Here is a 12,710-nt window from a genome sequence, read left to right on the forward strand (position 1 = left end):
CGCAATGAGAAACTTGTCTGGCGCTGGCTCGCTGCACGACCCCCTATCTTGAGGAAGGAAGCAGCAGAACGAAAAAGGGCGGCCCCGCAGGACCGCCCCTTCGTCTCACAAAGCCCCCAGCAGTTAAGCCGGCACCTTGTCCTTGTTATAGATCGCGGCCGCGGCGCGGAGGATGTCGAGGATCTTCTCCTGCGCCTTGGGCTCGTCGAGCTCTTCCATTGCAGCCAGTTCGCGCGCGAGGCGGCTGGTCGCGCCTTCGAAGATCTGGCGCTCGGAATAGCTCTGCTCGGGCTGATCGTCGGCACGGAACAGATCGCGGACCACTTCGGCGATCGACACGAGGTCGCCCGAATTGATCTTCGCTTCATATTCCTGCGCGCGGCGCGACCACATGGTGCGCTTGACCTTGGGCTTGCCCTTGAGCGTGTCCATCGCCTCGCGCATCGTCTTGTCCGACGACAGCTTGCGCATGCCGACGCTTTCGGCCTTGTTGGTCGGCACGCGGAGCGTCATGCGCTCCTTCTCGAACCGGAGGACGTAGAGTTCCAGTGTCATGCCGGCGATTTCCGAGCGCTGGAGCTCGATCACACGGCCGACCCCGTGCTTGGGATAAACGACGAAATCACCGACATCGAAGGACAGTGCCTTGGCAGCCATTTGGGGCCTTTCCGGATCAGGCCTCCACGCGACGCCTCGACGAAGGACTCGTCGCTGCTGCATCGGGGGAGGGATAGGTCTAACTCACGCCAGGCACACGACTTCCGTCATCGCACCCGTCGCGGACCTTAGTAGCAGCTTTGCAACAAAATTACCAGCCGCACATAGGCCGCGCATGGCAGCCGGCTTGACCTAACCGGGATCAATCAGTCGCCTGCGCCGGGTTCGGGCGAGAAATACTTGTCGAACTTGCCCTCGACACCCTTCATCGCGTCGGCATCCGGCGGCGTCTGGTTGTCGTTGCGCGTGACGTTGGGCCATTGCGCCGAGAAGGTCGTGTTGAGCTCGAGCCACTGCTCAAGGCCGCTCTCGGTATCGGGCAGGATCGCCTCGGCGGGGCATTCCGGCTCGCACACGCCGCAGTCGATGCACTCGCTGGGATTGATCACCAGCATGTTCTCGCCCTCGTAGAAACAATCGACCGGGCACACTTCCACGCAGTCCATGTACTTGCAGCGGATGCAGGCATCGGTGACGACGTAGGTCATTGCAGAACTCCTGGGCCGGATTCCTTTCCGGCGACGAACGCGCCAGCGACTATGCGCGCCTGCCCCTCGCGTCAATCATAGCAAGCCTTCTGCGAGACGTTATCAGGCTTTGTCGCTTCGATCCCACACTGTTCAAGCCCTCCTCCGTCATCCTGACGAAAGTCAGGACCCAAGATACCAAGGACAGCGTCTCGTGGCTCTGGGTCCTGACTTTCGTCAGGATGACGGCGATCGCTCGTGTCGAGCCTCGTCGGTCATTCGGAAGCCGGGTCGCGGACGGTACCGGCCGGCGTCTTCCCCGCAATCAGATCTTGATAGCATCCTTGCGCCTCGGGCGCCGGCCCCCGTCGCGCTGGCAGCGCCTCGACCCGGATGACGCGGACTTGGTCGTTGGCTGCGAAGGTCAGCACATTCCCAATCCGCACCGGGCAATGCGCACGGTCGATCGGGCGACCGTCGATGCGCAGGTGCCCCTTCTCGGCGATCGCCTGCGCGGCGCTGCGCGTTTTCGCGAGCCGCACGAACCACAGGAACCGATCGATCCGCATCGCGCCTTCAACCATGGCGAACCAGTGCGGCTAGCCCGGCAAACGCGTTCTGCCGCGACGGATCGATCGGCGTCGGAGCCACAGCCCGCGCTGGCGGACGCCCACGCCAGACCCAGCGCGGCGTGTCCCCCGCCAGCGCCTTGAACCCGAGTTCGGCCATCAACCGCTCCAGCGACGCAGGATCGACGCCGATCGAGGTGGCCAGCGCAGGATCGGGCGCGAACGGCGTGCGACCCTGCCGCGAGTCGTGCGCGGCCCGCGCGATACGCTCGATCAGGTCGATCCGGACCGCCTGGAGCCCGAGGGGGCGGAACCCTGCCTCAAGAACCGCACCCTCGCTGCCACGCGCCAGCACGGTCGCCCCATCTCGCGGGGCGGCGATCGTCGTGCCGCGAGCCGCCGCGAGGATCCGCCGCCATCGTGCCGACTCGGGCTTGAGCAACCGCGCGTCGAACAGGTCGAGCGCCCCGACCGTGATGCCGACCTTGCGCAACCGCTTGCGCTCCTCGGGATCGATCGCGTCGAGCGCCAGCCGCATCGGCAACCGCGGCAGGATCCCGCCGGCCTCCTCGATCGCACTCGCGACCGCTCGCAACGCCGGCGTGGCATTCGGATCACGGCTCAATTCGGCGAGGTGGACCAGCACGGCGATCCGCCGCTTGAGCATCGCCCCGAGCCAGAGCGACAGCCGTGCCTCGATCCGCTCGCGCGCGGGCTTGTCGAGACAATCGAGCGAGCGGTCGAGGATCAGCTTCGGCCGCGCGAACGACGGCCCCGCGCCAAGCTTGGCGACCGGGTGACCCGCCCAGATGATCTGCGCCACATCGTCGAGCGCGATATCGGCGTCCGGCGCATCGACCAGCGATTGCCCGCGCCGCGACCGCTCGCCGGTGAGACGCTTCTCCGCCGCCGCGAGCAGCAACCGCTTGTCGCTCGCCCGCGCATCCGCGGCGACGGTAAACCGGAACCCGTCGAGCCGACCGATCGGATGATCCTCGACCATCACCTCGCCCTCGGGCCCGATCACTACCGGCAGCGCGCCCGCATCCGCGCCAATCTGGCGCATCAGCGCGGTCGTGCGCTTGTCGACGAACCGCTGCGTCAGGCTGGCGTGGAGCGCATCCGACAGGCGTTCTTCGAGCGCGGCGGTACGCGCGGCCCAGAGCGTTGGTTCGGCCAGCCAGTCGGCGCGCTGCGCGATATACGCCCAGATCCGTGTTGCCGCGATCCGCCCGGCGATCACCGGGACGTCGCCCGCCACCGTATCGAGCCGTGCGATTTCGTCGGCGAACCACTGGTGCGGGATATGCCCCCGCCCTTCGCTCAGATGCCCGAACACCCGCGACACGAACCGCGCATGTGGGTCGAGGCCGACTTTCCGAAAATCGGGCAAGCCACACGCCGCCCAAAGTCGCGCGACCATTGCCGGATGCCGCGCCCGCTCGCGCACCCAGCCCTCCTCGGCCAGCCGCTTCAAGACGCCGAGGTCGAGCGCTTGCGGCGCGGCACGCAAAACGCCGGCGGGTGGGCGCGCCTCCAGGCTGGCGATCAGCGCGTCGATGCTCGCGAAATCGGGTTCGCCTTGTCGCCAGTAGAGGTTTTCCAGTCGCGGAAACCGGTGTTCCTCGATCGCCAGCACTTCCTCGGGGAGGAACGCGCCGGGTCCGTCGTCGGACAGCGCGCCGAACGTGCCATCGCGCTGGTGCCGCCCCGCACGCCCGGCGATCTGCGCCATCTCCGCCACCGTCAGGCGACGCTGGCGCTTGCCGTCGAACTTGTTGAGGCTGGCGAACGCGACATGCGCGACGTCCATGTTGAGCCCCATGCCGATCGCGTCGGTCGCGACCAAGTAATCAACCTCGCCCGCCTGGAACATCGCGACCTGCGCGTTGCGGGTGCGCGGCGACAGCGCCCCCATGACGACGGCCGCACCACCGCGAAGGCGCCGAAGCATCTCGGCGACCGCGTACACTTCCTCCGCGGAGAACGCGACGATCGCCGAGCGCTTGGGCAGCCGACTGATCTTCTTCGCGCCAGCATAGGTCAGCGTCGAGAATCGCGGCCGGTTGACGATCTCCGCACTGGGAACGAGCTTCTTGATCATCGGCCGCAACGCCTCGGAGCCGAGGATCATCGTCTCTTCGCGGCCCCGGGCCCGCAGCAGCCGGTCGGTAAAGACGTGGCCGCGCTCCGGATCGGCACCGAGTTGCGCTTCGTCGATACCGACGAAGGCGACGTTGCGGTCGGGCATCGACTCGGCGGTACATAGGAACCAACGTGCGTCGGGCGGCACGATCTTCTCTTCGCCCGTGACCAACGCGACTCGGTTCGCGCCCTTCATCGCGACGACGCGGTCATAGACCTCGCGCGCGAGCAGGCGCAGCGGGAAACCGATCATGCCGCTCGAATGCGCGCACATCCGCTCGATCGCGAGGTGCGTCTTCCCCGTGTTGGTCGGGCCGAGGACCGCGGTCACGCCAGCGGAGACTTCGTCGCTCATGGCGGGCAACATCGGGGGTAAAGTGGGCTGGCGCAATGACCTGGGTGGAATTGCGCAGTGTTGGCGAGGTGAATTGCCGGGTGCGCTCGATTGCTGAACCAGCGAGCGGAGAGGACGCGTTCACTTATATCCAACACCACCCCGGCGAAGGCCGGGGCCCAGTTGGGTAACAGGATTACCATAGGGCGCGCTTCGTCGCCTTGGCCTGCCCAACTGGGCCCCGGCCTTCGCCGGGGTGGTAGAAAGGTTTGGACGGTCTTCAATCCTGACAATTAAAAGTGAGGGTATCCTTCTCCAAATCTCGTCCGCCTCGACCCGAGCACGCCCCGCCGCCGCCAAGGCCCACAATCACCCCGGTTAATTTGACTTTAGCATGTCCCCGCCACAACCCGACGCTCGCGCCGGGGATGAAACGGCGCACGAGCATTCGGACGATTTCGGGGCGGGCACGCGTGTATTTGCAGAAGGATCAGGCGCTGGAACTGGCGGGCGGCGGGGCGCGCGGCTTTGGTCGTGCGCTCGATCGGCAGCCGGATATCGCGCCAGAGGCTGCCCCCTCGCGGATCGACTGGGTGCCCGATCTCGGCGCACGGATCGGTAGTCGCGACTGGTGGCGCGGGCTCGCGACCTGCACCGTGCTGTGTGCCGCGACCGTCATGCTAGCGCCGGGGTTCAAGCCGCTGGTCGGTGTAGTGCCGTCGCCGCTAGCCGGCGCCGAGTGGGAGGAGACGCGGGCGCAAGGCATCGCGCCGCTCGGCCAGGGCGCGACTACCGGGCGGCGGATGGCGGCCAACGATCTCGTTGCCCCGCTCGCCAATGCCCCCGAACGTCCGACGCTCGAACTGTCGGCAACGCTCGGCCAGGGCGATGCGTTCGACCGGGCGCTGATGCGCGCTGGCGTCGGTCGGAACGATGCCGAAGCCGCGGCGGCGCTGGTCGCGCAGTCGGTCGATCCGAAGGCCATCCCGGCGGGCACGCGGATCGCGCTTACGCTCGGGCGGCGGCCGGATCGCACCGTCGCGCGGCCACTGGAGCAGCTCGATTTCCGCGCGCGGTTCGATCTGGCGCTGTCGCTGACGCGTGGTGCGGGCGGGCTGACCGTGAACCGCAAGCCGATCGCAATCGACTCGACCCCGCTGCGGATCCAGGGCCTCGTCGGCTCCAGCCTGTACCGATCCGCGCGTGCCGCCGGTGTTCCTGGAAAGGCCGTGGAGTCGTTCATCAAAGCGATCTCGACGCGACTTTCGATCGGCCGCGACGTGACGGCGGCGGACACCTTCGACGTCATCGTGGAGCGTGAGCGTGCCGCAACCGGTGAGACCCGGATCGGCGAGCTGCTGTTCGCCGGGATCGATCAGGGACGACGCAAGGTGCAGCTCGTGCGGTTCGCACCCGATGCGACGAACGTCGATACCGAGGACAAGTCGAGTCGCGGCGGTTGGTTCGATGCGAACGGCCAGACCGAACGCCGCGCCGTTTCTGGCATGCCGGTCACCGGCCGGATCACGTCGAACTACGGCATGCGGTTCCACCCGCTGCTGGGCTTCACGCGCATGCACAAGGGCCTCGACATCGGCGCACCGTACGGATCGCCGATCCACGCGATGACCGACGGCGTCGTAGCATTCGCGGGGCGGACCGGCGGCTATGGCAATTTCGTCAAACTGGTGCACGGCGGCGGGATGGCGAGCGGCTACGGCCATATGAGCCGGATCGCGGTGTCATCGGGCACGCGGGTCCGGCAGGGCCACGTGATCGGCTATGTCGGATCGACCGGCATGTCGACTGGCCCGCATCTTCACTGGGAGGTGTGGAAGAACGGCGCGGCCATCAACCCGCGATCGGTCTCGTTTGCGAGCGTGGCGCAGTTGTCGGGGGAGAAACTGCGCGCGTTCAAGGCAAGGGTCGCCCAGCTGCTGACAATACGGGTCGGCGTCTAACCATCTGATGAACGTCGACGCGGTGCGCGACGGCGGCATCGACGGAGTTTTTTGTTGGTGCTCATTACGAGCCGTGCGCTCGTCAACAACGTGAGGAACGGCTATTCTTCGTGAGAATGGCCCATTACATTAGCCGATAGTGCTTGGAGGACTCGTGGCGAACTCTTTTCTTCACGGCACTGTCCATACCGCCAGCGACGATCTCCAGTCGGCGATTTGCTCCGATCCAAGCCTCTTTGCACTGTGGCAGACGCTGACCCCGCTCGGCCGGAACGAGTTCATCTGCTGGATAGAGGACGCAAAACAGCCGAAAACGCGACAGCGCCGCATAGAACGTACGGGTCAGGAGCTGTTCGAGGGCAAGAAGCGCCCCTGTTGCTGGGCGGGCTGTATTCACCGTACCGACAAGGCCCCGAGCCGATGGCAGCAGGCCGTCCTGATCGACCGAAAAACAAAGAACGGCATGTGATCACGTCCACGATCAGATCCCCTCTTTTACCGGAATATGGCTAGCGACGGATTATGCTTGCCGATCCCTGCATGACCGATCGGACCTACTTCCCCTGTGCTCGCCAGCGCTGGATCGTGCGGCCGATGATCTGGTCCTCCCCGCCGACGTCGCGCCATAGTTCGGAGAACAGCGGATCACCCGAGGCGGGGCGCTTCTCCTCCTCCAATCCGTCGAAGCTCACGCGGATCGGGATCGTCACGCCCTCCCCACAGATGATGCATTCGCGATTGCGTAGCGCGGGTATCGAATCGAGGAAGCCGCGCGCGCCTTCGGGCATCGCCGCGCGGACGAAGGCCTGGTCGCGATCGTTGTTGAGACGCATCGCGATGATCGTGCCGCATTGCGACAGCACACCCTCCGCGAGATCCGACGGGCGCTGTGTGATGAGCCCAAGCGACACGCCGTATTTGCGCCCTTCCTTGGCGATCCGACCGAGGATCCGGCCGACCGAGCTGTTCGCCTCCTGCCCTGCCGGGATGTAGCGATGCGCCTCCTCGCAAACGAGCAGGATCGGCCGCTGCGGTTCGTTGCGCGACCAGATCGCGAAGTCGAACGTCATCCGCGCGAGCACCGCGACCACTACTGACGTAATATCCGACGGTACGCCCGAGACGTCGATGATCGAGATCGGCTTGCCGTCGCCGGGCAGGCGAAAGATGCGCGAGAGGAAGCTCGCCATCGTGTCCGCCACCAGCATGCCGGAGAACATGAAGCCGTAGCGCGGATCGGCCTTGATCTCGTCGATCTTGGACTTGAGCCGGAGATAGGGCGCGGTGTCGCCCGCGCGGTCCATCTTGCCCATCTCGGCGCTGATGATCGTCGTCAGGTCGCTGAGCATATACGGGATCGGCGCGTCGACGGTGAGCTTGGCGATCTCCTGCCCGAGGCGGCTTTTCGCTTTCGCCGCGAGCAGGCATTTAGCTAGGATGTCCGCATCGAACTGTCGCGCAGAGCCGCTGCTGGTCAGGAAGACCTCGCAATGCTCCTCGAAGTTCATCAGCCAATACGGCATCTGTAAATTGGAGACGTCGTAGATCGCGCCGTTCGATTTGAACGCGGCGGCATATTCGCCATGCGGGTCGATCATCACGATATGCCCCTGCGGCGCGAGTTCGCAGATGCGGTGCAGGATCAACGCGGCGCTGGTCGACTTGCCGGTGCCGGTCGACCCGACGAGCGCGAAATGCTTGCCGAGCATCGCGTCGACATACAGCGCGGCCGGGATGTCTGCCGTCGGATAGACCGTGCCGATCGTGATGTTCGCACGGTCGTCTGCGGCATAGACCTGTTGCAGGTCAGCCGTGGTGATCGGGAACACCTCGCAGCCGGGCATCGGATAGCGCGTGACGCCGCGGCGGAATCGATAGAGCTTGCCGGTGAGTTTGTCCTCGTCGCCTTCGCCGAGATAGTCGATCTCCGCGGCGACGCAGGTGCCGGCGGCATCCTCCAGCTTGAGCGAGCGGATGTTGGCGACCAACCACGTCGCGCCAACACGCATTTTGATCTGGCTGCCGACCTGTCCGGCCGCTGCGACGACGGGATCGGAATCGTCATGCAGCACCGCGATCGCAGCGCGATCGAGCAGGATGCGGCTGCTCGATCCGGCGATCGCGAAGACAACGCCGACGGGCGCGGCCGCGGTGCTCGCGCTCGCGAATCCCCCTGTCAGGGGCGCCGCGCGCAAGAATGCGCCAGGTCCCGGCATGTCGCTCATCGCCGCAAAGTCTCCAGTCATTTCGGACCGACCCTGCCGCCATAATTGTAAATATCCGATGACGACGGTGTTGAACTTGCTGAGAAAACCACCGCGTATAGTCGCCGTGACGCGCTAGACCCGGCGCGCGATCCAGCCTGCCGCCCAGCCGAGGAACACCGACAGCGCTACCGCCACCAGCCCGTAGGTCACCGAAGAACGATCCGCGGCGCGCGCGACGAAGCGCTCGAAACCCGATTTGCGAATGTCGATGTCGCGTACTGCGGCTGCCAAGACGCGGCCGTCTCGAATCAGGAAGGTTTCTGCGGTGAATCGGCCGACGGGCACGCGGGCGGGAATGGATACGCGCGCACGATAGAGCACGCCGTCGGTGATCTCGACCGCACGCGGCGCCTCGTAATACAGGCCAGCGCGGCGCTTGAGGTCGACGAGCCCCTTCTGGAAACGGTCCTGGATCGGCGCCGGTGCGCTCGACGCCGGCGACAATTGCAGGCTGTCGAGGCCGAGTTCGTAGATCGCGCGCGTCCGGTCGTCGACGAGGCGGTCGATCGGCTTGGATGACGCGATTGCGTAGAAACTGGGGGCCGAGCGGTATCGCAGGCGCGCGGCGTTGACCCAGATGCCGGCGACCTTCTCCTTCTCGCGCATCAGGATCGACTGGGTCGGGCCCTTGACGACGACGACGATGTCGGTGGGTTGCTCACCGGTCGGCAGGCGCCCCCCTGGGTAGAGGATCGCGCCGAACAGCAGCAGCTCGGCGCCGGTGAAGCTGTAGGCGATCTCGATATTGCGTTGTGACACATCGGGGACGAGCACGGGTTTCGCCTGCGCCATCAGCAGCGGCGCGAGCAGAACTAGCCAGCCAGGCTTCACGACAGCGTGACCGAGAAGATCTCCTCGGGGCGCCAGACGAGTCCGAGCAGGATACGCGCGCCGACCAGCAGAACCATGACCGCAAGTCCGAGACGGAGATATTCGGGGCGGAACTTGGTCGCGAACCGCGCGCCGACCTGGGCCCCCACGACCGAGCCGAGCAGGAGCAGTGCGGCGAGCACGATGTCGACCGCCTTGGTGGTGGTCGCGTGCACCATCGTCGCAACCGCAGTCACGAACAGCGTCTGGAACAGCGACGTTCCGACCACGACCGACGTCGCCATGCCGAGCAGGTAGATCATCGCGGGGACGAGGATGAAGCCACCGCCGATGCCAAGCAGGATCGTCAGGATGCCGGTGAAGAACCCCAGCAACAGCGGTGCCAACGGCGAGATATAGAGCCCCGACGCGTAGAAGCGCGTCCTGAGCGGGAGCGCAGCGACGAGCGGGTGATGGCGGCGTTTGCGTGCCTTCGGAGGCCGGCCGGTCTGCGCGCGGCCGATGGTGCCGATCGACTCCTTCGCCATCAGGCCGCCGATCGATCCGAGCATGACGACATAGACGATTGCGATTACGGTATCGATCTGACCGCTCTGCTGGAGCAGGCGGAACAGCCACGCACCGAAGAACGAGCCCAAGATACCGCCCGCGACAAGAACGCCGCCCATCTTGGTATCGACGCCCTTGCGCCGGAAATGCGCGAACACGCCGGAGACGCTCGCGCCGGTTACCTGGCTCGCGGACGAGGCTGCGGCAACGGTTGGCGGGATGCCGTAAACGATCAGCAGCGGCGTCGTCAGGAAACCGCCGCCGACGCCGAACATCCCCGACAACAGCCCGACGCCCCCGCCGAGCAGGATGATGACGAGCGCGTTGACCGACAAGTTGGCGACGGGGAGATACAGATCCACGGCCGCAGCGTTACACCGGATTGCGCGGGCGGGGCTAGGCTCGACCGCTCAGAAGTCACTGCCGATCGACAGGGCCGGTCCAGAGCCCGGACGCGCGCCGCCATAGATGCGTTCGCGCCAGTCGAGTGTCAGGCGGATGGTCTTGCGCGCGACAGGCAGCGCGGCGACGATCGAGGGTCCGATATCGAAGCGTTCGGCGTCGCGTTGTGCGCTTGCCCAAGCGCCAACGCCGATGTCTATGTTCGCGCCGGCAAGCTTTCCCAGCGGATGCGTGAGTCGTGCGGAGGCGTCGACGAAACCTTCGATCCCGTCACGCGCAATCCCGCCGGCCTGGCCGTACGATTCCAGGCGGATACCGGGCGCGACCTCGGCGGGACCATAGCCGGCGATGACGCCCACCGTCGGTCCGCCGCGGCCGCCATCGAGCGCGAATCGTTGCTCGGCGACGAGGCGGATCGGTAACCGCGTCGGTTGCCATTCGATCCCGAACGCCGCCTCCCGCCCGGCACCTTTGAGCGGCGTGGCGACGTGCGCCACGAGCGCGAACTTACGGCGGCTGCCGAGCGCATAGGCCAATCGCAAACCGCCCTGCGACGCGCCGAGCTGCCCGCCCGACACCGTACCCGCGGGACCGCCGCGCGCGAGCAGCCATGCGCTTCCGGTGAGACGACTCGGCGCCTTAGCGACTGAGGGCGGCGCCACCGGCGACGGAATTGCGTATGTCTGGGGCTCTGCGACGACGGCCAGATCAGGAAGATCAGGCGATACCGATAGTGGCGGCATAACTGTTGGTCCTTGCCATGGCCGCGGCTTGGTGACCATCGGCGGTTCGACAGCGACGCGTCGCATGGTCACCACCCGCGGAGCCACGCGGGGTCGCCCGAGAATTGCTGCGGCGACTTGCGGCACGAGCACTTCGACAACTCGCGGAATTATCTCCGAGGGTGGAAGCGAGGTTACCTCCGGCAACAACAACGCCACGCGGACCATCACCCATCCGCCCAACGCCAATGCAAGAAAGCGCAGCGGGCGCCCGACGCTCATCGTACCGCGGCGGCGAGGCCTGGATGGTTGATGCTGTCAGTGATGACGTCGATGGGCAGCGCGTCGGGAAACTCGTGCTGTGTCTTGTCCCAGACCGGCGCGGCACCGCGCAGCATGCCGATATAGACGATCACCGCGCGCGGTGCGGCGATCAGCGAGACGAGGTTGCCCACGAGAAACCGCGGCAGCGCCCAGATCGCCTCGCGCATGCCATAACTGCGTCCCGTGAATATCATCCGCACGATCAACCGCCACACCAGCAACCCGCCATTGGCGACGAGCAGCCAGAAGGCGATCGGGTAGGCGCCGTTCGCGTAGGGTGACGCCCCGCCGGCTTGGCCGTGCGCCAGCAGCGAGAACACCCATATCGGCACCGCAAGATAGCCCACCGCGAGGATCACGACGGCCAGCGGCGCGCGTCGATCGCGCATTCGCATCCAGTGATCGGCGACTGCGCGAGGCCGCCCCCAGCCGGTACGATCCCAGCCGGCCAGCGCGATACCCATCATCCACCGCGTCTTCTGGCGCACCGATCCACTGAGCGTACACGGGAAATACGCGCGTACCGCGACCACCGTCCCGGCATCGTCCGCCGCAACGCGCGCGAAAATGCCGCGTGCGCCTAGCTCTGCGAGTCGCAAGCCCAGCTCGTAGTCCTCGGTCAGACTGGTCGCGTCGAACGGATCGCCGCCCCGTGCCTGGGCAATCATCGCGAGGACGGCCGGTGCGATCGCACAGCCCGTGCCGGCAAGCGGCATCGCGGCGCCCAGCGCGGTCCGCACGACGATCTGCTTGGCGTGGGATTCGGCGAACTCGTCGGCATAATGCCCCGACACAAGCCGCGCACCGCGGTGGACCAGCGGCAGGACGGGAAGCTGGATGACGTCGTATCGCTCGATCAGGCTGTCGAAGACACGCAACTCCTGCGCGTGCACGACATCTTCGGCATCATGGAGCACGACCGCCTTGGTCGGTTGATCCGTCCCTGCCCCCTCGCGCAGATCGTCGCGGCACAGCGCGTGCCACAGGGTGTTGAGGCAGTCGGCCTTGGTCGTCGGCCCGTCTCGTAGCCCGATCACGAGCCGGATCCGCAAGTCGCGCTCGGCGACCGCGGCAATCGCATCGATCGTCCCCCGGTCGTTCGAATAGGCGCCGACATAGATGCGGTAATTATCGTGTTCGTAGCGATCGAGCGCAGTCGTCAGCATCCCGCCGATCACCGCGACCTCGTCCCACGCCGCGACGAACACAGCGATCCGGCCTGCAATGCGCGGCGACGGCAGAGTGGCGAGAGTCAGGCGAGCCCGGCCGCCATGCCTGATCCGGTGACCGATATAGACCAGATCGACCAGCAGATCATCGATACCACCGAGTAGCAGTCCGACGCCCGCAAACAGCAGCATCTCTCGCGCGGACGCGTCGATGATCCACAGCGACTCGCCCAAGCCACACCCCCGAACCAAG

11 protein-coding genes are annotated in these 12,710 nt (G+C 66.2%); 2 read left to right on the forward strand and 9 right to left on the reverse strand.

Annotated features, from left to right (window positions below; all coding sequences use genetic code 11):
* Positions 1 to 123: 123 nt before the first annotated feature.
* The 4 genes from E5673_RS02220 to E5673_RS02235 form a co-directional block, all read right to left on the reverse strand.
* Positions 124 to 657, reverse strand: coding sequence for a CarD family transcriptional regulator (locus tag E5673_RS02220; protein WP_056053923.1), 534 nt, complete (start codon positions 655 to 657; stop codon positions 124 to 126).
* Positions 658 to 863: 206 nt separating this feature from the next.
* Positions 864 to 1,205 (reverse strand): ferredoxin FdxA, encoded by a 342-nt coding sequence (fdxA, locus tag E5673_RS02225; RefSeq protein ID WP_031393648.1) that lies wholly within the window; start codon positions 1,203 to 1,205, stop codon positions 864 to 866.
* 254 nt (positions 1,206 to 1,459) lie between these two features.
* A complete protein-coding gene (locus E5673_RS02230; protein WP_247599530.1) occupies positions 1,460 to 1,768 on the reverse strand; it encodes an RNA-binding S4 domain-containing protein in 309 nt (102 codons plus the stop codon).
* Positions 1,761 to 4,253, reverse strand: a complete 2,493-nt coding sequence (locus E5673_RS02235; RefSeq protein ID WP_136188773.1) for a helicase-related protein — start codon at positions 4,251 to 4,253, stop codon at positions 1,761 to 1,763. Before E5673_RS02235 ends, E5673_RS02230 begins: the two co-directional genes overlap by 8 nt.
* Positions 4,254 to 4,660: 407 nt before the next feature.
* Between E5673_RS02235 and E5673_RS02240 the strand changes: the two genes are divergently transcribed.
* Together E5673_RS02240 and E5673_RS02245 are read left to right on the forward strand one after the other, a co-directional pair.
* The gene (locus tag E5673_RS02240; RefSeq protein WP_247599531.1) at positions 4,661 to 6,193 is read left to right on the forward strand and encodes a M23 family metallopeptidase; all 1,533 of its coding nucleotides are present in this window, start codon (positions 4,661 to 4,663) and stop codon (positions 6,191 to 6,193) included.
* A 154-nt stretch (positions 6,194 to 6,347) separates the two neighbouring features.
* Positions 6,348 to 6,662 carry a YdeI/OmpD-associated family protein gene (locus E5673_RS02245; RefSeq protein ID WP_136188774.1) on the forward strand — a complete coding sequence of 105 codons (315 nt, stop codon included), beginning with the start codon at positions 6,348 to 6,350 and terminating at the stop codon, positions 6,660 to 6,662.
* Between the two features lie 85 nt (positions 6,663 to 6,747).
* On the opposite strand, the gene E5673_RS02250 is transcribed toward E5673_RS02245, so the two are convergent.
* From E5673_RS02250 to E5673_RS02270, 5 genes are all read right to left on the reverse strand, one after another.
* Positions 6,748 to 8,418 (reverse strand): ATP-binding protein, encoded by a 1,671-nt coding sequence (locus E5673_RS02250; RefSeq protein ID WP_136191305.1) that lies wholly within the window; start codon positions 8,416 to 8,418, stop codon positions 6,748 to 6,750.
* 114 nt (positions 8,419 to 8,532) lie between these two features.
* Complete coding sequence (locus E5673_RS02255) at positions 8,533 to 9,252, reverse strand: TIGR02186 family protein (protein WP_056064071.1); 720 nt, start codon at positions 9,250 to 9,252, stop codon at positions 8,533 to 8,535.
* 35 nt (positions 9,253 to 9,287) lie between these two features.
* A complete protein-coding gene (locus E5673_RS02260; protein WP_136188775.1) occupies positions 9,288 to 10,202 on the reverse strand; it encodes a sulfite exporter TauE/SafE family protein in 915 nt (304 codons plus the stop codon).
* A gap of 48 nt (positions 10,203 to 10,250) precedes the next feature.
* Entirely contained in the window at positions 10,251 to 10,904 is a 654-nt protein-coding gene (locus E5673_RS02265; protein ID WP_247599532.1) for a hypothetical protein, read from the reverse strand.
* Positions 10,905 to 11,242: 338 nt separating this feature from the next.
* A complete protein-coding gene (locus E5673_RS02270; protein WP_247599533.1) occupies positions 11,243 to 12,691 on the reverse strand; it encodes a glycosyl transferase family protein in 1,449 nt (482 codons plus the stop codon).
* Positions 12,692 to 12,710 lie beyond the last annotated feature (19 nt).

Origin of the sequence: Sphingomonas sp. PAMC26645, from assembly GCF_004795835.1 — a bacterium.
In the GTDB taxonomy this organism is placed as follows: domain Bacteria; phylum Pseudomonadota; class Alphaproteobacteria; order Sphingomonadales; family Sphingomonadaceae; genus Sphingomonas.

What these genes read in the sequence shown, in the direction of transcription:
- E5673_RS02220 (WP_056053923.1), bottom strand. Translation starts at nt 657, where the DNA reads ATGGCTGCCAAGGCACTGTCCTTCGATGTCGGTGATTTCGTCGTTTAT.
- fdxA (WP_031393648.1), bottom strand. Translation starts at nt 1,205, where the DNA reads ATGACCTACGTCGTCACCGATGCCTGCATCCGCTGCAAGTACATGGAC.
- E5673_RS02230 (WP_247599530.1), bottom strand. Translation starts at nt 1,768, where the DNA reads ATGGTTGAAGGCGCGATGCGGATCGATCGGTTCCTGTGGTTCGTGCGG.
- E5673_RS02235 (WP_136188773.1), bottom strand. Translation starts at nt 4,253, where the DNA reads ATGAGCGACGAAGTCTCCGCTGGCGTGACCGCGGTCCTCGGCCCGACC.
- E5673_RS02240 (WP_247599531.1), top strand. Translation starts at nt 4,661, where the DNA reads ATGAAACGGCGCACGAGCATTCGGACGATTTCGGGGCGGGCACGCGTG.
- E5673_RS02250 (WP_136191305.1), bottom strand. Translation starts at nt 8,418, where the DNA reads ATGAGCGACATGCCGGGACCTGGCGCATTCTTGCGCGCGGCGCCCCTG.
- E5673_RS02255 (WP_056064071.1), bottom strand. Translation starts at nt 9,252, where the DNA reads ATGGCGCAGGCGAAACCCGTGCTCGTCCCCGATGTGTCACAACGCAAT.